Origin of the sequence: Saccharopolyspora sp. NFXS83, from assembly GCF_026241095.1 — a bacterium.
GTDB lineage: Bacteria > Actinomycetota > Actinomycetes > Mycobacteriales > Pseudonocardiaceae > Saccharopolyspora_C.
In genome coordinates this window covers 176,996-197,725 of record NZ_JAPFGB010000006.1, presented here as the reverse complement: position 1 = coordinate 197,725, position 20,730 = coordinate 176,996, and the positions used below count along the sequence as shown (strand labels likewise).

The window sequence follows — 20,730 nt, the reverse complement described above, 5'->3', positions numbered from 1 at the left end:
CACTTGTTAGGTTGAGTTGATACGGTAGCAATCGCGGTGAAGTTCCCGCCAGAGGCGGAAAATCCCGAGTTCCCGGAGGTTGCCGTGGGCGTCGAGATCGACCTGTCCGGCCGGGTCGCGCTGGTGACCGGAGGGACTCGGGGAATCGGTGCCGGCATCGCCGCGGTGCTGCTTCGGGCGGGCGCGCAGGTGCACGTGTGCTCGCGCAACCCGCCCGAGAGCCTCCCGGAGGGCGCGGGGCGGCGGGCCGAGTTCATCGCGGCGGACGTGCGCGACCAGTCGCAGGTGGACGAGCTGATCGGCGAGGTCGTGCGCCGCTCCGGTGGGCTGGACGTGGTGGTGAACAACGCCGGTGGGGCGCCGCCGGTGGACACCGCCACGGTGTCACCGCGGTTCCACGCGAAGATCGTCGAGTTGAACCTGCTGGCGCCGCTGCTGGTCTGCCAGCGGGCCTGGCCCGTCATGCGCGAGCGCGGCGGCTCGGTGATCATGATCAGCAGCGTGGCCGCGCGCCGCGCCGCGCCCACCATCGCCGCCTACGCCGCGGCGAAAGCGGGACTGGAGAGCCTCACCCGCACCCTCGCGCTGGAATTCGCGCCGAGCGTCCGGGTCAACGCGGTCGCCGTGGGAGTGGCGCGCACCGAGAACTTCGCGGAGCACTTCGGCGCGGCGGCCGAGGATTCCGGTTTCGCCGAGGGCATTCCGCTGGGACGGCCCGCGGAGCCGGAGGAGGTGGGCAACGCCTGCGCGTTCCTGGCCTCGCCGCTGGCCGGTTACCTGACCGGCGACGTGCTGTCCGTGGACGGCGGCGGCGAGCAGCACCCGAACCTGGCCCGGATCGCCGCAGAGTTCCGGCCCCGGGACTGACCGGAGGTTCCCGGTGCGGGCCGCGAGGACGAGATCGACGATCGGAGGCAGCAGTGGGTGGTATCTGCGAGGGCAGGGTGGTCGTGGTGACCGGCGCCGCCCGCGGCCTCGGGCGCGCGCACGCGCTGGAGTTCGCCAGGCAGGGGGCGTCGGTCGTGGTCAACGACATCGGCGTGGCCCTCGACGGCGGTGGGGGAGACGCCGGTCCGGCCGCGTCGGTGGTCGAGGAGATCCGCGCGCTGGGCGGGAACGCGGTCGCCGACGGGTCCGACGTCGCCGACTGGGGGCAGGCCGGGGAGCTGGTGGCGCGGGCCGTCGACACCTTCGGGCGGCTGGACGTGCTGGTGAACAACGCGGGTTTCGTGCGGGACCGGATGTTCGTGAACATCTCCGAGCAGGAGTGGGACGAGGTGCTGCGAGTGCACCTCAAGGGCCACGCGGCGACGATGCGCCACGCCGCCGAGCACTGGCGGGAGCGGGCGAAATCCGGTGCGCCCGTCGCGGCCCGCGTCATCAACACCTGTTCCGGCGCGGGCCTGCTGGGCAGCGTCGGGCAGAGCAACTACGCGGCGGCGAAAGCGGGCATCGCGGCGCTGACCGTGAACGCCGCCGCCGAACTCGGCCGCTACGGCATCACCGCCAACGCGATCGCCCCGGCGGCCCGCACCCGGATGACGGAGCAGGTCTTCGCCGCCGACATGGCCCGCCCCGGTGACGACGCCTTCGACGCGATGGCCCCCGAGAACGTCTCCCCGCTGGTGGTCTGGCTGGGCAGCGAGGAATCCGCACAGGTCACCGGCCGGATCTTCGAGGTCGAGGGCGGTGCGGTCCGCGTCATGACGGCGTGGCGCCACGGCGCCGCGCACGACGCGGGCCGCCGCTGGAACCCCGCCGAACTCGGCCCGGTGGTGCACGACCTCCTGAACCGAGACCCCACCCCGGAACCGGTCTACGGCGCGACACCACAGCAATCGAGAGCGGGAGGATCGACATGACCGAGGCGTACATCGTTGATGCGGTGCGGACTCCAGTCGGCAAGCGCGGGGGCGGGCTCAGCGGAGTGCATCCGGCGGATCTGTCGGCGCACGTGCTGCGCGCCCTCGTCCAGCGGGTCGAGCTGGAACCGGGGCGGGTGGACGACGTGCTGTGGGGCTGCGTGGACGCGGTGGGGGCGCAGGCGGGCAACATCGGCCGCACCGGGTGGCTCGCGGCGGGGTTCCCGGAGCACGTTCCCGGCGTCACGATCGACCGCCAGTGCGGCTCTTCGCAGCAGGCGGTGCACTTCGCGGCCCAAGCGGTGCTCAGCGGCACCGCGGACCTGGTGGTCGCGGGCGGTGTGGCGAACATGAGCGGCATCCCGATCGGCAGCGCGCTGCGATCGGTGCAGGGGCTGGACTTCCCGACGGCCTACGGTCCGGGCTCGGGTTCGCGGGGCTGGCAGGAGCGCTACGGCGACTCCGAGGTCACCCAGTTCAACGGCGCGGAGCTCATCGCGCGGAAGTGGGGCATCTCGCGGGCGGAGATGGAGGAATTCGCGCTCAGCAGCCACCACCGGGCGATCGCGGCGATGGACGAGGGCCGCTTCGACGCCGAGGTGGTGCCGCTCGCCGGGGTCGAGCGGGATGAGGGGCCGCGCCGGGACACGAGCCTGGACAAGCTCGCGGGGCTCAAGGCGTTGCGGCCGGACGGCCTGCTGACCGCGGGGGTGTCGAGCCAGATCTCCGACGGCGCCTCGGCGCTGCTGGTGGCGTCCGAGCGGGCGGTGGCCGAGCACGGGTGGACGCCGCGCGCGCGGGTGCACCACCTCAGCGTGCGGGGCGACGATCCGGTGTTCATGCTCTCCGCGCCGATCGCGGCCACCCGGTACGCGCTGGACCGCGCCGGGCTGTCGGCGGCGGACATCGACGTGGTCGAGATCAACGAGGCGTTCGCTAGCGTGGTGCTGGCGTGGCAGCGGGAGATCGGCGTGGACCCGGCGAAGGTGAACCCCAACGGCGGTGCGATCGCGCTGGGGCATCCGCTCGGCGCGACCGGGACGAAGTTGATGGCCACGCTGCTCGGCGAGCTGGAGCGCACCGGCGGGCGCTACGGCCTGCAGACCATGTGCGAGGGCGGCGGCACCGCCAACGTGACGATCGTCGAGCGGCTCGGCGGGTAGGCGGCTCGGCGACAACTCGCCACGCGGGGCGCGGCGGGGAGGCACATCTCTCCTCCGGCCGGTGATCCACTCGTGTCCGGTTCGGGAGTGGGCCGCGCCACCTCCCGGATGTCAGGAATCCTGCCTGGTCAGCGAGTTGTCGATCAGTCAGGTGGGGTCGCGTTCGCGCGCCCGCGCCCGGCCCGCGGAAGCGGTGATCCGCGGTCGCGGCGGGCGGCGCGAAGTGTGTTCTAGACCGCACGTGACCTTCTGAGGACATTTCACGTTTACCTTGCCAAGGGCGAGGTTGTGATCCGGGAGGTTCGGTTGGTGGATGTGGACGTGGCGCGCGGGCGGCACGAGTGGATCCGTCCTGGCGCGTTCGAGGTCGCGCCGGGGGTGCATCGGATTCCGCTGCCCATGCCGGGTGACGGTCTGCGCGCGGTCAACGTGTACGCCATCGAGGACGGCGACGGCCTGGTGCTCGTGGACGCCGGCTGGGCCAGGCCGGAAGCGCGGGACGCGCTGGAAGCCGCCCTCGGCGAGCTCGGGCACGGCCTCGGCGACGTGCGCCGCTTCCTGGTGACCCACCTGCACCAGGACCACTACACGCTCGCGGTGCGGCTGCGCGCCGAGTTCGGCACCGACATCGCGCTGGGAGCGGGCGAACGGCCGTCGCTGGACGCGCTGCTGGCGGGCACGCACGACCGGCAGCTGTCCAAGCTGGAGCGAGGCGGCGCGACCGAGCTCGCCGCGGTCGTCCGCGACGCCGTGGAAGGAGACCACGGCAAGCCGGCGGAGGACTACGAGGCGCCGGACGAGTGGCTGGCCGACGGTGCCGAGATCGAGCTCGCCGCCCGCACGTTGCGGGTCGTCGAGACGCCCGGGCACACCCGCGGGCACGTCGTGTTCGTCGACGAGCGGAACTCGTTGCTGTTCGCGGGGGATCACGTGCTGCCGCACATCACCCCGTCGATCGGCCTGGAGGCGGCGCGCACCGCGCTGCCGCTCGGGGACTACCTGGACTCGCTGCGGCTGGTCGGCGCGCTGCCCGAACTGCGGCTGCTGCCCGCGCACGGCCCGGTCACCGACAGCGCGCACGCGCGCGTGGAGGAACTGCTGGCCCACCACGAGCAACGGCTCGACCAGACCGCTGCGGCCGTCCGCGCGGGCGCGGCCACCGGGTTCGAGGTCGCCGGTGAACTCGGGTGGACCCGCCGCGAGCGGTCCTTCGCGGACCTGGACATGTTCAACCAGATCCTGGCGGTCGGCGAGACCCTGGCGCACCTGGACGTGCTCGTCGCACGCGGCCGGTGCGAGCGCACCACTGTGGACGGTGTCGACGAGTACCGGTCGATCTGATGGCCTCGCGATGCACCGCCCGATCGCGGCGGGTCGGGGGATCAGCGCAGCAGCAGGCGAACCGTGAGCTCCAGCCGGTTGGCCACGTCAGTGGCCGACGCGCGCCGGGTGACCCAGGCGACCAGGTTCGACAGCCACACGTCCGCGATGACGCGGGCGATCGCGCGCTGCTCCTCGGTGGGCTCGTCGTCACCGGTCGTCATCGCCCCGCTGAACAACGTCTCGGTGAGCGCGCCGACCGCGTCGACCTCGGTGGCCGCCGAGGTGTCGGCGAACATGAACGCGCGGGTCATGGCCTCGGTCAGCTGCGGGTTGCGCTGCATGGTGCGGGTCGTGCGGGACAGCACGAACAGCACCCTGTCGTACGGGGTGTCGCCGGGGATCTTGGTGCGGTCCAGCCGGTCCAGGGAGCGCTCGAACTCCCGCGCCAGGCCGGTCACCAGCAGGTGGATCTTGGACGGGAAGTACCGGTAGAGCGTTCCCAGCGCCACGTCGGCCTTCTCGGCGACCGCGCGCATCTGGACGGCTTCGTACCCGCCCTTGCCCGCGAGGGCGATGGTGGCGTCGATGATCCGCTTGCGGCGGGCGTTCTGCGCCGCCGAACCGCCTTGGTCTTCGGCCAGCAGACTGGCCGCGTTCGCCGCGGCGGAACCGCGCCTAGGCATGGCGTTCATGAGGTCGGTCCTCTCAACGTGCGTAGATGTTGCGGCGACGTCCACCTGGACATCGCCTCCTCCGGCAGGTCTGCGCTGACCTCATGCCTTAATGAGAACATGTTCCAGTCTACCCGTTGCGAGCCGCGGCGGCCCCGCGAGGTGAATACGTGCGAATAGCGCTGCTGTCGTACCGGAGCAAGCCGCACTGCGGCGGGCAAGGTGTCTACGTCCGGAACCTGAGCCGCGAGCTGGTCGAACTCGGCCACCGCGTCGAGGTCTTCTCCGGGCCGCCGTACCCGGATCTCGATCCGGGCGTGGAGCTGACCGAAGTGCCCAGCCTGGACCTGTACCGCGACGAGGACCCGTTCCGCACCCCGCACTGGCGGGAGCTGCGGGACCTGACCGACGTGCTGGAGGTGGCCACCATGTGGTCGGCGGGCTTCCCCGAGCCGCTGACCTTCAGCCTCCGCGCGGCGAAGCTGCTGCGCGCGCGGGCCTCGGAGTTCGACGTGGTGCACGACAACCAGTGCCTCGGGTACGGGTTGCTCGGCCTGCGGCGGGCGGGACTGCCGCTGGTGGCCACCGTGCACCACCCGATCACGCACGACCGGCGGCTGGAGCTGGCCGCGGTCTCGGGCTGGCGCACGCTCGGCGTCCGCCGCTGGTACGGATTCCTGCGGATGCAGGGCCGGGTCGCGCGGCGGATCCCGGAACTGCTGACGGTCTCGGAATCCTCGGCCCGCGACATCGTCGAGGACTTCGACGTCGCGCCCGAACGGCTCCGGGTGGTGCCGCTCGGCGTCGACCACGAGGTGTTCCGTCCGCCGGAGCCACCGCGGGTTCCTGGCCGGATCGTGGCGATGGCCAGCGCGGACACCCCGCTCAAGGGCGTCGGCACGCTGCTGGAGGCGGTGGCGAAGCTGCGCACCGAGCGGGAGGTCGAGCTCGTGCTCGTCGCCTCGCCCACTCCGGGCGGGCCGACCGATCGGCTCATCGACGAGCTGGGCATCTCCGGAGCGGTGCGCACCGTCAGCGGCATCAGCGACGAGGAGCTCGCCGGACTGGTGGGCTCCGCGGAGATCGCCTGCGTGCCGTCGCTCTACGAGGGCTTCTCGCTGCCCACCGTCGAAGCGATGTCCTGCGCGACGCCGCTGGTCGCCAGCAGGGCGGGCGCCATCCCGGAGGTCGCCGGGCCGGACGGCGAGTGCGCCGACCTGGTGCCGCCGGGCGATGCGGAAGCGCTGGCCGGTGCGCTGGGCGCGCTGTTCGACGACCCGGAGCGCAGGCGCCGGATGGGCGGGAACGGCAGGAAACGGGTGTTGGAGAAGTACAGCTGGGCGTCGGTGGCCGCGGCCACGGCCGAGTGCTATGCCGAAGCGGAGGCGGAAATGGCGGGGAACAAGTGCTGACGGTGGATTTCGACCTGCTCGGGGTGCGAGCGGGACAGCGGGTGCTGGACCTCGGAGCCGGTGCCGGGCGGCACTCCTTCGAGTACCTGCGGCGCGGGGCGAACGTGATCGCCTTCGACCAGGACACCGAGGCGTTGGCCGAGGTCGAGACGATGTTCGGGGCGATGGCCGCCGCCGGGGAGGTCCCGGAAGGCGCCTCGGCGACGACGGTCAGCGGTGACGCGCTCGGCCTGCCGTTCCCGGACGACCACTTCGACCAGGTGATCGCCTCCGAGATCATGGAGCACATCCCGGAGGACGAGAAGGCCATGCGCGAGCTGGTGCGCGTGGTCAAGCCCGGCGGCCGGGTCGTGGTGACCGTGCCGCGGCAGTGGCCGGAGCGGATCTGCTGGGCGCTGTCGGACGAGTACCACCAGGTCGAGGGCGGCCACGTGCGGATCTACCGCCGCGAGCAGCTGATCGGCCGGTTGCGCGAGGCGGGCCTGCGCGAGGTCCACTACCACCACGCGCACGCGCTGCACGCGCCGTACTGGTGGCTCAAGTGCGCCGTCGGCGTGGACAACGCCGATCACCCGCTGCCGAAGCTGTACCACAAGCTCCTGGTGTGGGACCTCATGAGCAAGCCGTGGCTCACCCGGACCGCGGAGGCCGCGCTCAACCCGGTGCTGGGCAAGAGCCTGGCGGTGTACCTGTACAAACCGGAGGTCGTTGGTGCCTGAACTGCCGGCCGTCGACGGGGTGCTCTCGTCGGCCGATGTGCTGCAGACCGCCAGGTCGATCGCCGCGGTGCAGGAGCGCTCCGGTGCGGTGCCGTGGTTCCCCGGTGGTCATGTCGACCCGTGGGACCACGTGGAGTCGGCGATGGCCCTGTCGGCGGCCGGTCTGCTGGTCGAGGCGGAACGCGCCTACGACTGGCTGCGTGCGACCCAGCGCGCGGACGGCTCCTGGCCGTTGCAGGTCCGCGACGGGGTGGTGGAGGACGCCGCCTCGGACACGAACTTCTGCGCGTACCCGGCGGTCGGCGTCTGGCACCACTTCATGATCACCGGGGACGCGGCGTTCGCCGAGCGGATGTGGCCGGTGGTGCGCCGGGCGATCGACTTCGTGCTGGGCCTGCAGCGCGCTCGCGGCGAGATCGCCTGGGCGCGGGGCACCGGCGGCGAAGTGGGCGGTGAGGCGCTGCTGGCGGGCAGTTCGAGCATCCACCACAGCCTGGTGTGCGCGCTGGCGCTGGCCGAGCACCTCGGATCCCCGCAGCCGGACTGGGAGGTGTCGCTGGGCCGCCTCGCGCACGCCCTGCGCCACCACCCGGAGGCCTTCGCCGAGAAGGACCGGTACGCGATGGACTGGTACTACCCGATCCTGGGCGGACCGCTGCGCGACGACGCGGGGTGGGAGCGGATCGCGCGGCGCTGGCCGGACTTCTTCGTGGACGGCCTCGGGGTGCGCTGCGTCGACGACAACCCGTGGGTGACCGGCGCCGAGACCTGCGAGCTGGTGCTGAGCCTGGACCTGCTGGGCCGGCGCGATCGGGCCGTGGAGGCGCTGGCGTCGATGCAGCACCTGCGCGAGCAGGACGGCTCGTACTGGACTGGCCTGGTCTACACCGACGGCAAGCGCTGGCCGGTGGAGCAGACCACCTGGACCGGCGCGGCGGTGGTCCTCGCCGCGGACGCCCTGTCCGGAGCGACTCCGGGCGGCGGGATCTTCCACGTCGGTGGCCTGCGCTCCGGTTTGCCCGTCGACGACGCCTGCGGCTGCAAAACCCAGATCTCCGAGCTCGTCGGCGAATGACCGGCTCCGCCGGAGGAGGTCGAGGCCTCCTCCGCCCGGCGGGAACGGGCGGAGGAGGCGTTCACCTCGGCCGGGTAGTGCTCAGAGGCTGCCGAGTTCGCCGCCGGTGCGGCGCAGGACTCGCAGGGAGCCGACCGCGCGGACCTCTTCGTAGTCGCCGCCGTCCAGGGCTCGGCGGTAGATGCGGTACGGCGCTCGGCCGCCGTCGGCGGGGTCGGGGAACACGTCGTGGATGACCAGCGCCCCGCCCGGCGCGACCCACGGCGCCCAGCCCTCGTAGTCGGTGTTCGCGGCGGCGTCGGTGTGGCCGCCGTCGATGAACACCAGGTTCAGCGGGCTGCGCCAGATCGCGGCGGTCGAGCGGGAGCTCCCGACGATGGCGATGACCTCGTCCTCCAAACCCGCGCCCGCGATGGTCCGGCGGAACTCGCCGAGGGTGTCGAGCTTGCCGACCTGCGGATCGACCAGGTCCGGATCGTGGTACTCCCAGCCGGGCTGGTGCTCCTCGGAGCCCCGGTGGTGGTCGACGGTGACGACGCGACCGCCGGTGGCGCGGGCGGCGGCGCCGAGGTAGATCGTCGATTTCCCGCAGTAGGAGCCGACTTCCAGCGCGACGCCGGTGCCCAGGAATTCGATGGCGGCGCGGTGCAGGGCCAGGCCTTCGTCGGCGGGCATGAAGCCGATCGCCTGGTCGGCCTTCGCCGCGAGGTCCGGCGGGATCGCGTGCTCCGCGCTCGGGCTGTCGGTGGGCGTCGGTGCGGTCGGTGTCACTGGGTTCCTCTCACGTCCGGATGTCGGCCCGAGCCTACGCAGAATTCCCCTGGCCTAGGTAGAACGTGTTCTATTATTCTGCGGTTCCGCGGACAGGGGAGGCGCAATGCCGATCGCGATCACCGAAGTGCAGCGGGACCTGCGGGAGTCGATCCGGGCCTGGGCCGAGAGCTCCGGCCCGGCCGACGTGCGAGCGGGGGAGGAGCCCGGTGCGCGCTGGAAACCGGATCGCGCCTGGGCAGAGCTCGCCGAACTGGGCGTGTTCTCCATCGCGGTGCCGGAGCGGGCGGGCGGCGCCGGCGGCGGCGTGGCCGACCTCGCGGCGGCGCTGGAACCGGTGGCCGAGTCGTTGCTCGCAGGACCGGTGCTGTCGACCTGCGCGGCGGGCGTGCTGCTCGGCCGGGCGGGTGGTGACGGCGAGCTGCTGCGGTCGCTGGCCGCCGGTGAGCTCCCCGTCGCGGTCGCCGGCGAGGCCGGAGATCTGTCGGCGAAACCGGCCCCCGGCGGCGGCCTCACCGTCTCCGGCGCCATCGACCCGGTGCCCTCCGCGCCGGACGCCTCGCACCTGCTGCTGGCCGCGCGCGGGCCGGACGGCCGGGAGCGGTGGTTCCTGGTCGACGCCGAGAGCCCCGGGCTGACCGTCGAAGCCCGCCGGGCCCTCGACTTCTCCCGTTCCCTCGGTCGCGTCGAACTCGCCGACGTCGCGATCCCGGACGACGCGCTGCTGCCGGAGCTGAGCACGGCGGACGTCCGCGACGTGCTGGTGACCGCCGCCGCGGCCGAAGCCTCCGGAGCCGCCGGGTGGTGCCTGCGCACCGCCGTCGAGCACGCCCGCACCCGTGAGCAGTTCGGGCGGCTCATCGGGACCTTCCAAGCGGTCAAGCACCTGTGCGCCGAGATGGTGTGCCGCGCCGAGCAGGTCGCGGCGCTCGCCTGGGACGCCGCGCGCACCCTCGACGAGGATCCCAGCCAGCACCCGCTGGCGGCGGCAGCGGCCGGTGCGGTCGCGCTGGACGCGGCGGTCGACACCGCGAAGGACTGCGTGCAGGTGCTCGGCGGCATCGGGTTCACCTGGGAGCACGACGCGCACCTCCACCTGCGGCGGGTCCTCGCGCTGCGGCAGTGGCTCGGTGGCGGCTCAGCCTGGCGCGCCCGCGCCGCCGACCTCGCGTTGGGCGGCGCCCGGCGGCGGCTGGGCGTCAGCGGTGAGCTGCCCGCCGACGTCGCGGCCCGCCGTCCGCAAGTGCGCGCCTTCGCCGAAGAGCTCGCCGCCTCGCCCGACGGGCAGCGCCGGGAACGGCTCTACGCCTCCGGATACCTCGCCCCGCACTGGCCGGAGCCCTACGGGCTCGCGGCGGCTCCGGGGCTGCAACTGCTCATCGACGAGGAGCTGCGCGCCGCCGGGGTCGCCCGGCCCGACCTGATCATCGGCGGCTGGGCGGTGCCCACGTTGCTGGAACACGGCACCGCCGAGCAGCAGGAGCGGTTCGTGCGTCCCACCGCCCTCGGCGAGATCACCTGGTGCCAGCTGTTCAGCGAACCGGGCGCCGGCTCGGATCTCGCCGGGCTGTGCACGCGCGCGGAACGCGTGGACGGCGGCTGGCGGTTGCACGGCCAGAAGGTGTGGACGTCGATGGCCCAGCAGGCGCACTGGGCGATCTGCTTGGCCCGCACCGATCCCGAGGCGCCCAAGCACCGGGGGATCACCTACTTCCTGGTCGACATGGCCGCCGACGGCATCGAAGTGCGGCCGTTGCGGGAGATCACCGGCGAGGCCGTGTTCAACGAGGTGTTCCTGGACGGCGTGTTCGTCCCCGACGAGCTGGTGGTCGGCGCACCCGGCCAGGGCTGGCGGCTCGCGCGCACCACGTTGTCCAACGAGCGGGTCGCGATGAGCGGCGGTTCGGCGCTCGGCGAGGACGTGGAGGCGCTGCTCGCGCTGGCCGGCGAACGCGGCGTGCGGCCGGGAGGAGCGGAGCACGAGCGCATCGGCGCGCTGGTGGCCGAAGGGCTGTCGGTCTCGCTGCTGCGGTTGCGGGCGACGCTGCTGAGCCTCAACGGTCGTGATCCCGGCGCGCAGTCCAGCGTGGAGAAGCTGGTGGGCGTGCGGCACCGGCAGGACGTGGCCGAGGCCGCGCTCGAATTCCTCGGCCCGGAAGGAGCCGCCGCCGATGGCGTGGCCGCGGATCGGGCGCGCGAGTTCCTGCTCACCCGCTGCTTGAGCATCGCCGGTGGTACGACCCAGATCCTGCGGACCGTTGCGGCGGAACGGATTTTGGGCCTGCCGCGCGGGTGAACCCGCCGTTCTCCCTTCCGCGGGCCGCCGCCGGTGCCCGTGCGGTCTTGCGGAAGGCGCGGATCGCGGCTAGAACTAGAACAAGTTTCATTCTTGTTCGTTCGGGACGACACGGGGAGCCGGTGTGGAGTTCGCGCTCGATGACACGCAGCAACCCTTGCGGGAACTGGCATCCGAAGTGCTGACCCGGGAACGAGGCCGTGCGCGGAGCCCCGGCGAGGACGCCGGAGGTGGAACCGGTTCGCTGGAGGCGCTGTGGAAGGCGCTCGCGGCGGCGGGACTGCTGTCGATCGCCGTCCCGGAGCGGCTCGGCGGCGCGGGGCTCGGTCCGATGGAGACCGCCGTGGTGCTGACCGAAGTGGGACGGCACGCCGCCGACGTGCCCGCGCTGGCGACCCTGGCGTTCGGCGTGCTGCCGGTGGTGCGCCACGGGACGGCCGAGCAGCAGGACCGGCTGCTGCGCGACGTGGAATCCGGTCAGGTGCTCACCGCGGCGCTCAGCGAGCCGTCGGCGCCGCTGACCGCGGCGCCGCGAACCTCGGCCCGCCAGGACGGTGGCGGACTCCTGGTGTCCGGCACCAAGACCGACGTGCTCCACGCCGACCTCGCGCGGGAGATCCTCGTGCCGGTCGCGCTGGACGACGGCACGACCGCCGTCGCCCTGGTTCGCCCGGACTCGGACCGGCTCGTGGCGGAGGCCGCACCGATGTCCGGCGGCTCGGGCTGGACGCTGCGCTTCGACGAAGTGCGCGCGGAACGGCTCGGAGGCGCCGAGGCGCTGCCGGACCTGCTGCGCTGCGCGCGGGCGGGGATGTGCGCACTGGGCGACGGTGCGGTGGCGGGAGCGCTCGCGCTCACCACCGAGCACCTGCGCATCCGCACCCAGTTCGGCCGGCCGCTGGCGGCCTTCCAATCCGTCGCCGGTCAGATCGCCGACGTCTACATCGCGTCCCGGACCCTGCACCTGGCGGCGCTGTCGGCCTGCTGGCGGCTGGCCGAGGACCGCGACCCGGACGACGACCTCGCGGTCGCGGCGCTGTGGCTGGCCGAGGAGGCACCGGCGGCGATGCACGTGTGCCACCACCTGCACGGCGGCGCGGGCCTGGACGTGACCTACCCGATGCACCGGCATTATTCGCTGGTCAAAGACCTGGCGCGGGCGCTGGGCGGCTCCGGGCACGTGCTCGACGCGCTCGCCGACCGGCTCGCCGACCGGTGAGGAGCGCGGATGTTCATCGACTGCACCGAACGGCAGCGGGGATTGCGGGCCGAGCTGCGCGAGTACTTCAGCGGCCTGATCTCCCCGGCGGAGCGCGCGGCCATGGCCACCGACCGGCACAACGCCGCCTTCCGCGAGGTCGTGCGGCGGATGGGCCGGGACGGGTGGCTCGGCGTCGGCTGGCCCGTCGAGTACGGCGGTCGCGGGTTCGGCCCGCTGGAGCAGCACATCTTCGCCAGCGAAGCGGCGCGCGCCGACGTCCAGCTGCCGTCGGTCACCCTGCAAACGGTCGGCCCCACGCTGCTCGCCTACGGAACCCGGGAGCAGAAGGACTTCTTCCTGCCGAAGATCCTCGCCGGTGAGATCCACTTCGCGATCGGCTACACGGAGCCGGAAGCGGGCACCGACCTGGCGGCGCTGCGCACCTCCGCCGTGCGCGACGGGGACGCGTACGTGGTGAACGGGCAGAAGATCTTCACCACCGGCGCCCACGACGCCGACTACATCTGGCTGGCCTGCCGGACGAACCCGGACGCCCCCAGGCACAAGGGGATCTCCATCCTCGTCGTGGACACCTCGGACCCGGGGTTCTCCTGGACGCCGATCATCACCTGCGACGGCGCGCACCACGTGAACGCCACGTACTTCAGCGAGGTGCGGGTGCCGGAGTGGCTGCTGGTGGGCGAGCAGGACCGGGGCTGGAAGCTGATCACCACCCAGCTCAACCACGAGCGGGTCATGCTCGGCCCGTCCGGGCGGATCGACGGGATGGCCGAGCGGGTCCGGGAGTGGGCGCGGCGGCGCACCGATCCGGACGGCACGCCGCTGCCGGAGCTGCCGGACGTGCGGCGCGCGCTGGCCCGCGCGCACGCCTGCACCCGCGTGAACGAGCTGTTGAACTGGCAGGTCGCCGCGGCGGCGGACGGGCCGGTGGAGGTGGCCGACGCCTCCGCGACGAAGGTGTTCACCTCCGAGCGCACCCAGTCGCTGGGCCGCCTGCTCGAAGAGGTCGTAGCCCGCCACGGCGACCCCGCCGACTCCGAGACCGCGGATCTCCTGCGCTGGCTGGACGTGCTGGCCAAGCGCAACCTGGTGCTCACCTTCGGCGGCGGCGTCAACGAGATCCAGCGGGAACTGATCGCCACGGCCGGGCTCGGGTTGCCCCGAGTGCCCCGCTGACCGGAGGGAGCACGACGAGCCATGACCGTCGACACCGACGAAGCGCGCGACACCGACCAGGCGATCCCGGCGATCGCGGAGCGGATCAAGGCAGCGGGGGAGTCGAGTTCCCGGCTCGCCCGCGACCCGGTGAACCAGCCGATGATCAACAACTGGGTCGAGGCGCTGCGCGACGGCAACCCCGTCTACACCTCCGCCGAGGCCGCCGCCGAATCCGTGCACGGCGAACTGGTCGCGCCACCCGCGATGGCCCAGGTGTGGACGATGCCGGGCCTGCACCCCGACCACGAGACCGACGATCCGCTGCACGCCATGATGTCCGCGCTCGACGGCTTCGGCTTCACCTCCGTGGTGGCGACCGACTGCGAGCAGACCTACCACCGGTACCTGCGCCACGGCGAACGCGTCGCGGTGACCACCAGGCTCGAATCCGTGGTCGGCCCGAAGCGCACCGGACTCGGCGAAGGCTGGTTCGTCACCACCCGCAACGTCTGGTACGTCGGAGCGGAACCGGTCGCCGAGATGATGTTCCGGGTGCTCAAGTTCCGGCCGCCGTCGCGGGAAGCACCGCCCGAACCGGCACCGGAACCGGTGGCGGGCCCGGCGATCCTGCCCGCGATCAACCGCGACACCGCGTACTTCTGGGAGGGCACCGCCGCCGGTGAGCTGCGCATCCAGCGCTGCGGGCAGTGCGGGCTGCTGCGCCACCCGCCGGGGCCGATGTGCCCGGAGTGCGGCGCCACCGCGCCCACCCACCTGGTCGCGGCCGGGCACGGCGAGGTCTACAGCTACGTCGTGCACCACCACCCGCCGCTTCCCGGCAAGGAGCTGCCGCTGGTGATCGCGCTGGTCGAGCTCGACGAGGGCGTGCGGATGCTCGGCGAACTGGACGACGTCGACCCGGACGAGGTGTCGGTGGGGCTGCGCGTCGAAGTCGGCTTCCAGCACGGCGATCAGGTCAGCATGCCGTTCTGGCGGCCACGACAGCGAAGGAGTGCGCGATGAACGCGCTGCCACGGACCAGGACGTCCGCCGAAGTGCGGGTGGGCGCGGCCCTGCCGGAGGAACGCATCGAGATGACCCCCACCTGCATCGTGAGCACCGCGCTCGCCACCAGGGACTTCCAGGACGTCCACCACGACCGGGACCTGGCCCAGGCCAAGGGGTCGAAGGACATCTTCGTCAACATCCTCACCAGCACCGGGATCGCGCAGCGCTACGTCACCGACTGGGCGGGCCCGGAGGCGCTGGTGCGCTCCGTGTCGGTCAAGCTCGGCGTGCCGTGCTACGCCCACGACACGTTGACCCTGTTCGGCCAGGTGCTCGACAGCTCCACGGCGGACGGGGAGACCCGGTTCGAGGTGGAGGTGCTGGGGCGCAACGGGCTCGGCGAGCACATGCGCGGGACCGTCACGGTGGCGCTGCCGGAGGTGGTGGCATGAGCTTCGCGGGCAAGACCGCCATCGCGGGGATCGGGGCGACGGAGTTCTCCAAGAACTCGGGCCGCAGCGAACTCCAGCTCGCCGCCGAGGCGACCCGCACCGCACTGGCCGACGCCGGACTCGAAACGTCCGATGTGGACGGACTGGTCACGTTCACCATGGACGACAACACCGAGGTCGCCCTAGCGCGGGAGCTCGGCGTGCCGGAGCTGAGCTTCTTCAGCCGCGTGCACTACGGCGGCGGCGCCGCCTGCGCGACGGTGCAGCAGGCCGCGCTCGCGGTCTCCAGCGGAGTCGCCGACGTCGTCGTCTGCTACCGCGCGTTCAACGAACGCTCCGGGCAGCGGTTCGGCCAGGTGCAGGCCGCCGCCGCTGCCGCGCCCACCTCGTCCGGAGTGGACAACAGCTGGAGCTACCCGGTGGGGCTGGGCACACCGGGCGCGCAGGTCGCCATGTTCGCCCGGCGCTACATGCACGAGTACGGCGCCACCAGCGAGGACTTCGGCCGCGTCGCGGTCGTCGACCGGCAGCACGCCGCCACCAACCCGAACGCCTGGTTCTACGAGCGCCCGATCACCTTGGCCGACCACCAGGCCTCCCGGTGGATCACCGAGCCGCTGCACCTGCTCGACTGCTGCCAGGAGAGCGACGGCGGCGTTGCCATCGTGGTCGTCAGCGCAGAACGGGCCGAGGACCTGCCGAACCCGCCCGCTGTGGTCCAGGCCGCCGCGCAGGGCAGCGGACCGGACCAGTTCACCATGACCAGCTACTACCGGGACGAACTCGGCGCGCTTCCCGAGATGGGCCTGGTGGCCCGGCAGCTGTGGCGCCAAGCCGGACTCGGACCGCAGGACATGCGGATGGCGATCCTCTACGACCACTTCACGCCGTTCGTCCTGGTGCAGCTGGAGGAACTCGGGTTCTGCGAACGCGGCGAGGCGCGGCACTTCATCGCCGACGGCGGAATCGGCCTCGACGGGGCGCTGCCGATCAACACCCACGGCGGGCAGCTCGGCGAGGCCTACATCCACGGCATGAACGGCATCGCCGAAGCGGTGCGCCAGATCCGCGGCACGGCGGTGAACCAGCTCGACGACGTGGACAACGTGCTGGTCACCGCGGGAACAGGAGTCCCCACCAGCGGCCTGGTGCTCGCAGCGGGGTGAGGTTCGCCCAGGTCGGGTCGCGAACGGGGCGGGTAGTGGAACCTCAACGGTCTTCTCGCTGGGATTCGATTTCCCCAGTGGCTCCGCCGCGAGGGAAATCGCTGTCCTCGCGAGAAGACCGCCGAAGACCCGCCGGTGGTCGCGTGGCCGCTGCTCAGCGGCTTCGCCGCTGACAGCACGAAGCCGCTGGGAGTCCTGCGCGGACTAGCAGGCGATGTCCTCGTCGTTGCCGGTGAGGTGGCGGGCGAGGAAGCGGTCGGCCTTGCGGTAGAGGTCGATCTGGTTCTCCGGGTTGAGGAAGCCGTGGCCCTCGTCGTCCTTGACCAGGTACTCGACGTCCACGCCGCGTTCGCGCAGGGCGGCGACGAGGTTGTCGGACTCGGCCCGCACCACCCGGACGTCGTTGGCGCCCTGGGCCACCATCAACGGCGTGCGGATCTTGTCGACGTGGTGGATCGGGGACCGGGATCGGATGTCGGCGGTCTGCTCCGGGTCGTCGGGGTCACCGATGTAGTGGTGGAAGTTGTTGGTCAGCTGCTTGCGGGCGAACGCCGGAACGGTCCGCATGAAGTTCTCCAGGTCCGAGATGCCGACGTAGTCGATGGCGGCGGCGAACACGTCAGGGGTGGAGGTGACCGCCACCAGCGTGGCGTAGCCGCCGTAGGAACCGCCGAAGATCCCGACCCGCGCCGGGTCGGCGTAGCCCTGCGCCACGGCCCAGTCCACCGCGTCGATCAGGTCGTCGTGCATGGCTCCGGCGAACTCGCCGATCGCGGCCTGCATGTGCGCCTTGCCGTAGCCGACCGAGCCGCGGAAGTTGACCTGCAGCACCGCGTAGCCACGATTGGCCAGCAGTTGGACGTCCGGGCTGAACCCCCACGAGTCGCGGTACCAGGGTCCGCCGTGCACCAGCAGGACCAGCGGCAACCGGCTCGGTTCGACCCCGACCGGCAGCGTCAGGAACGACGGCAGCGCCAGCCCGTCGCGGGCGGGGATCGTCACCGGCGTCATCGGTGCCAGCGCCTCGGGATCCAGGTGCGGGTAGGGACGGAACAGCAGCCTGCTCTCACCGGTCGCGTGGTCGTAGAGCCAGGTGGCGCCCGGCTCGCGGTCGTGGTCGAAGTCGACGACCCAGCGCTGCTCGTCGTGGTCGCAGGACAACCGGCCGATGGTCCCGTCCGACAGCGCTTCCAGCGCCTCCAGCACGGCGGCGAACCGCGGGGTCAGCGGGCGGATCACCTGCTGCTCGCCGAGGTACCGCACGCCCAGCAGCTCACCGTCGCGCGGGCTGCGGATCAGCGGTGATCCGATCTGCGCGACCCCGCGGCGCATCCCGTCGAGCTCCAGCTCCGGGTGCTCGTCGACCACCGTCTCCGCGCCCGTGACCAGGTCGATCCGGGACAACCGCAACCGGTCGCCGCCCGCCCAGGAACCCAGCCACGCACCGCTGCCGTCGGCGGTGATTTCGAACGGGTAGATGTTCAGCGGGTGATCGCTGCCGGGGAACACCGCGACCTCGACCGGATCGCCACCGTTCCAGCGGGACAGCACGATGTCACCGCCGTCGTCCGTGGTCAGCGCGTACGGATCCCGATCCGGGGTCAGCAGCCATTCCGTGACCTGGCCCGGATTCTCCGCGAGCACCGTGAGTTCGCCGGTGGCGATGTCGAGCTCGGCGAGGTCGATCTCGGTGACTTCGCGGTGGTTGATCTGCAGCAGCACCGTCCCCGGACGCCCGGACGGCTGGACGTGGCTGAGCACCCGAGCCCCCGGATGCGGAGTCAGGTCGACGGCCGGCGCTTCCGGATCGGCGAGGTCGACCCGGAACAGGTGGTGGTTCTCGTCGCCGCCGCTGTCCTGCGCGTAGATCAGCCAGCGCGGGTCGTGCGTCCACTCGAAGCTCGTGACGCTGCGGACGTCGTCCGCGGTCACGCAGCGCGGTTCGCCGTCGGGTCCACCGGCCCGTCCGAGGTCCTGCACCCAGACGTTGAGCCGGTTCTTCCACGGTGCCAGGAAGGCGATCCGGTCCCCGTCCGGGGAGATCGACGCACCGGAGCGCTCGGGCGGGCCGAACAGGTCCTCGACGGAGAGGTGGTCGGGAGAGGTCATCGGTCGTCCTTTCGTCGGGCTGGTGAAGCTGGAGCCAGCACACTCCGTGCCGTCGCGGCACGGTCAACGCGACGTGTCGGACATCACTCGCCGTCGCGCGCGCCGGCGGAATTCGGTTGCCCGAGCGGTGCGGTGCCGGGCAGGCTCCCGGTGCGGTCGAGGCACTTCGGAACGAACGCGCGGGGATCGGTGCGGGCTGGTCGGGCGCTTGGTCGCGAGCCGACTCCCGCGGTGGGGCGCGCTGCCGGTGGCGCTCCCGGACCTACCGGCTCGGCGAGCGGATGACGGTGCGGTCGTCGACGGCCGCCGAGCACGAGGCGGCGATCCGCCAGGAGCAGCACTGGCTGCCGCTGCTCGCTCCAGCGCTGCCGCTGGTGACCCCGGAGCCGCTGGCGAAGGGCGAGCCGGGGCGCGGTTTCCCGTGCAGCTGGTCGGTCCGGCGTTGTCCGGACGGGGCGCGGCGCCGGAACGCATTGAGGGCTGGTCCGCGTTCGCGGTGTCGGTCGCGGAGTTCCTGCTCGCCTTGCACCGGATCGACGCCTCCGGTGGGCCGCACCGGGCGCCCACGACTTCCACCGGGGGGCACCGCCCTGCGATCTGGTGCTCGCGTGGGCGTTGTTCACCGGCGCGAGCAGGGAAGCGTTCCGCGAGGCGGTCGGACCGGACGACGCGACCTGGGCGCGCGCTCGCGGCTGGGCGCGGTGGAAAGCGCTGATCACGCTCGCCGCCGACCCGGACGGCGAGTCCGCCACGGCCCAGCACCGCATCCTCGACGACGTCTTCGCCGAGACATGAGGTCCGGTCGGGTCAGGGGGTGCGGGGCAGGCGCGCGATCGCGGTGATGATGAGGCCGTCGTCGGCCAGCCAGCGGCCGGTGAACGAGGTGAGCGGTTCGCCCTCCACCTCGGGGCCGGTCTTGAGCAGCCGCGCGGAGAAGGTGCCGTCGGGGTCGATGGTGAGGTCGGCGTCCTCGAAGCCCAGCCACTGCCCGGTGATCGGGAACCACGCTTTGTACACGGATTCCTTGGCGCTGAACAGGATCCGGTCCCAGTGCACCGAAGGGTCCGCTGTGGACAATGCCTCGATCCGCGGGCGCTCGGCGGGGATCGTCACGGCGCCCAGGACCCCGTCCGGCAGCACGTCGTGCGGTTCCGCGTCGATGCCGACGGTGAGCACCGACTTCTCCAGGCCGACGACGGCGGCCCGATAACCGGCGCAGTGCGTCATGCTGCCCACCACCCCGGCGGGCCAGCCGGGTGCGCCGCGCTCACCGGGAAGCAGTGGTGCGGCGGGCACGCCGACCTTCGCCAGCGCCGCTCGGGCGCAGTGGCGGGCCGTGGTGAACTCGCGGCGGCGCTTGTCCACCGCGCGCGCGATCACCGCGGCCTCCTCGTCGAACAGCCAGGCGTCCGGCGGGTCGGTGCGGGTCTCCTCCCAGGCGAGTTCGCCGGGCAGCAGGCGTTCGATCACGGCTTCTCCTCGGGGAACACCAGGCGCAGCGGGTCGTCGGGCAGGCCGCGGCGCTTCCACTCGCGCGGGTAGCCGACCGACACCTCCTGGAACCGCACCCCGTCGTGCCAGGTGGTGCGGGGGATGTGCAGGTGCCCGTAGATCACGGCCGCGGCCCGGTGGCGCAGGTGCCAGTCGGCGGTGTGCACGGTGCCGCACCACTGCGCGAACTGCGGGTACCAGAGCACGTCGGTGGGTTCGCGCACCAGCGGGTAGTGGTTCACCAGCACCGTCGGCAGTTCCGGATCGCACTCGGCGAGCCGCTGCTCGCTGTAGGCGAGCCGCGCCCGGCACCAGTCGTCGCGGGTGGCGTACGGGTCCGGGTGCAGCAGGAACTCGTCGCTGCACACGACGCCGGACTCGTGCGCCACGGCCAGCGCCTCCTCCTTCGTGGAGGTCCCGGCGGGGCGGAACGTGTAGTCGTAGAGCACGAACAGCGGCGCGATGGTCACCGGTCCACCGCGCCCGGTCCACACCGGGAACTCGTCCTCCGGGGTGACCACGCCGAGCTCGCGGCAGCGGCGCACCAGCTCCAGGTAGCGGGCTTCGCCGCGCAGTTGCAGCGAATCCTGCTTCGGCGTCCACAGCTCGTGGTTGCCGGGCACCCAGATGACCTTCGCGAACCGCTCGGCGAGCATGCCCAGCGCCCAGGCGATCTCGTCGGCGAGCTCGCCGACGTCGCCCGCGACGATCAGCCAGTCGTGGTCGGTGCGCGGACGCAGGGCGCGCGCGATGTCCTTGTTCTCGGCCATCGCGACGTGCAGGTCGCTGACGGCCAGCAGTTCGCCGGATGCGGAGCTCATGATGCCTCGAT

The 20,730-nt window shown here is 72.3% G+C and carries 19 protein-coding genes; 14 read left to right on the top strand and 5 right to left on the bottom strand.

Annotated features, from left to right (window positions below; genetic code table 11):
- Window positions 1-84 precede the first annotated feature (84 nt).
- The 4 genes from OOZ19_RS09065 to OOZ19_RS09050 all read left to right on the top strand — a co-directional run bounded on the left by OOZ19_RS09065 (window position 85) and on the right by OOZ19_RS09050 (window position 4,366).
- Window positions 85-867 carry an SDR family oxidoreductase gene (locus OOZ19_RS09065; protein WP_266089594.1) on the top strand — a complete coding sequence of 261 codons (783 nt, stop codon included), beginning with the start codon at window positions 85-87 and terminating at the stop codon, window positions 865-867.
- A gap of 53 nt (window positions 868-920) precedes the next feature.
- Window positions 921-1,862, top strand: coding sequence for an SDR family oxidoreductase (locus tag OOZ19_RS09060; RefSeq protein WP_266089593.1), 942 nt, complete (start codon window positions 921-923; stop codon window positions 1,860-1,862).
- Window positions 1,859-3,025 (top strand): acetyl-CoA C-acetyltransferase, encoded by a 1,167-nt coding sequence (locus OOZ19_RS09055; protein ID WP_266089592.1) that lies wholly within the window; start codon window positions 1,859-1,861, stop codon window positions 3,023-3,025. Before OOZ19_RS09060 ends, OOZ19_RS09055 begins: the two co-directional genes overlap by 4 nt.
- A gap of 309 nt (window positions 3,026-3,334) precedes the next feature.
- Window positions 3,335-4,366, top strand: a complete 1,032-nt coding sequence (locus tag OOZ19_RS09050; protein WP_266089591.1) for an MBL fold metallo-hydrolase — start codon at window positions 3,335-3,337, stop codon at window positions 4,364-4,366.
- Between the two features lie 41 nt (window positions 4,367-4,407).
- Here the strand turns inward: OOZ19_RS09050 and kstR are convergent, their stop codons facing one another.
- Window positions 4,408-5,040, bottom strand: a complete 633-nt coding sequence (gene kstR, locus OOZ19_RS09045) for a cholesterol catabolism transcriptional regulator KstR (RefSeq protein WP_416309412.1) — start codon at window positions 5,038-5,040, stop codon at window positions 4,408-4,410.
- Window positions 5,041-5,189: 149 nt separating this feature from the next.
- On the opposite strand from kstR, the gene OOZ19_RS09040 reads away from it, so the two are divergent.
- Genes OOZ19_RS09040 through OOZ19_RS09030 form a run of 3 tightly spaced genes read left to right on the top strand, consistent with a single transcriptional unit; the run spans window position 5,190 to window position 8,225 of the window.
- Window positions 5,190-6,431: a glycosyltransferase family 4 protein gene (locus OOZ19_RS09040; protein ID WP_266089590.1), complete on the top strand. Its 1,242-nt coding sequence runs from the start codon at window positions 5,190-5,192 to the stop codon at window positions 6,429-6,431.
- On the top strand, window positions 6,425-7,150 hold the full coding sequence (locus OOZ19_RS09035; protein WP_266089589.1) for a class I SAM-dependent methyltransferase: 726 nt from the start codon (window positions 6,425-6,427) through the stop codon (window positions 7,148-7,150). Before OOZ19_RS09040 ends, OOZ19_RS09035 begins: the two co-directional genes overlap by 7 nt.
- Window positions 7,143-8,225 carry a glycoside hydrolase family 15 protein gene (locus tag OOZ19_RS09030; protein ID WP_266089588.1) on the top strand — a complete coding sequence of 361 codons (1,083 nt, stop codon included), beginning with the start codon at window positions 7,143-7,145 and terminating at the stop codon, window positions 8,223-8,225. The genes OOZ19_RS09035 and OOZ19_RS09030 overlap by 8 nt, the downstream gene beginning before the upstream one ends.
- An 81-nt stretch (window positions 8,226-8,306) precedes the next feature.
- Here the strand turns inward: OOZ19_RS09030 and OOZ19_RS09025 are convergent, their stop codons facing one another.
- Window positions 8,307-8,996, bottom strand: coding sequence for a class I SAM-dependent methyltransferase (locus OOZ19_RS09025; protein ID WP_266089587.1), 690 nt, complete (start codon window positions 8,994-8,996; stop codon window positions 8,307-8,309).
- A 106-nt stretch (window positions 8,997-9,102) separates the two neighbouring features.
- Here OOZ19_RS09025 and OOZ19_RS09020 point away from each other — a divergent pair, with 106 nt between their 5' ends.
- The 6 genes from OOZ19_RS09020 (at window position 9,103) to OOZ19_RS08995 (ending at window position 16,298) form a co-directional block, all read left to right on the top strand.
- The gene (locus OOZ19_RS09020) at window positions 9,103-11,292 is read left to right on the top strand and encodes an acyl-CoA dehydrogenase family protein (RefSeq protein ID WP_266089586.1); all 2,190 of its coding nucleotides are present in this window, start codon (window positions 9,103-9,105) and stop codon (window positions 11,290-11,292) included.
- 124 nt (window positions 11,293-11,416) lie between these two features.
- Window positions 11,417-12,511, top strand: a complete 1,095-nt coding sequence (locus tag OOZ19_RS09015; protein WP_266089585.1) for an acyl-CoA dehydrogenase family protein — start codon at window positions 11,417-11,419, stop codon at window positions 12,509-12,511.
- A 9-nt stretch (window positions 12,512-12,520) separates the two neighbouring features.
- Window positions 12,521-13,690 carry an acyl-CoA dehydrogenase family protein gene (locus OOZ19_RS09010; RefSeq protein WP_266089584.1) on the top strand — a complete coding sequence of 390 codons (1,170 nt, stop codon included), beginning with the start codon at window positions 12,521-12,523 and terminating at the stop codon, window positions 13,688-13,690.
- A 21-nt stretch (window positions 13,691-13,711) separates the two neighbouring features.
- Window positions 13,712-14,695: a bifunctional MaoC family dehydratase N-terminal/OB-fold nucleic acid binding domain-containing protein gene (locus tag OOZ19_RS09005; protein ID WP_266089583.1), complete on the top strand. Its 984-nt coding sequence runs from the start codon at window positions 13,712-13,714 to the stop codon at window positions 14,693-14,695.
- Window positions 14,692-15,132 (top strand): MaoC family dehydratase, encoded by a 441-nt coding sequence (locus OOZ19_RS09000; RefSeq protein ID WP_266089582.1) that lies wholly within the window; start codon window positions 14,692-14,694, stop codon window positions 15,130-15,132. The genes OOZ19_RS09005 and OOZ19_RS09000 overlap by 4 nt, the downstream gene beginning before the upstream one ends.
- Complete coding sequence (locus tag OOZ19_RS08995; RefSeq protein ID WP_266089581.1) at window positions 15,129-16,298, top strand: lipid-transfer protein; 1,170 nt, start codon at window positions 15,129-15,131, stop codon at window positions 16,296-16,298. Before OOZ19_RS09000 ends, OOZ19_RS08995 begins: the two co-directional genes overlap by 4 nt.
- 204 nt (window positions 16,299-16,502) lie before the next feature.
- On the opposite strand, the gene OOZ19_RS08990 is transcribed toward OOZ19_RS08995, so the two are convergent.
- Window positions 16,503-18,407, bottom strand: a complete 1,905-nt coding sequence (locus tag OOZ19_RS08990) for a S9 family peptidase (RefSeq protein ID WP_266089580.1) — start codon at window positions 18,405-18,407, stop codon at window positions 16,503-16,505.
- Window positions 18,408-19,007: 600 nt separating this feature from the next.
- Between OOZ19_RS08990 and OOZ19_RS08985 the strand changes: the two genes are divergently transcribed.
- Window positions 19,008-19,202, top strand: a complete 195-nt coding sequence (locus OOZ19_RS08985) for a hypothetical protein (RefSeq protein WP_266089579.1) — start codon at window positions 19,008-19,010, stop codon at window positions 19,200-19,202.
- A gap of 12 nt (window positions 19,203-19,214) precedes the next feature.
- Here OOZ19_RS08985 and OOZ19_RS08980 read toward each other — a convergent pair whose 3' ends face one another.
- Window positions 19,215-19,877 carry a 4'-phosphopantetheinyl transferase family protein gene (locus tag OOZ19_RS08980; protein ID WP_266089578.1) on the bottom strand — a complete coding sequence of 221 codons (663 nt, stop codon included), beginning with the start codon at window positions 19,875-19,877 and terminating at the stop codon, window positions 19,215-19,217.
- Window positions 19,874-20,719, bottom strand: a complete 846-nt coding sequence (locus OOZ19_RS08975; RefSeq protein ID WP_266089577.1) for a metallophosphoesterase family protein — start codon at window positions 20,717-20,719, stop codon at window positions 19,874-19,876. The genes OOZ19_RS08980 and OOZ19_RS08975 overlap by 4 nt, the downstream gene beginning before the upstream one ends.
- Between the last annotated feature and the right edge of the window lie 11 nt (window positions 20,720-20,730).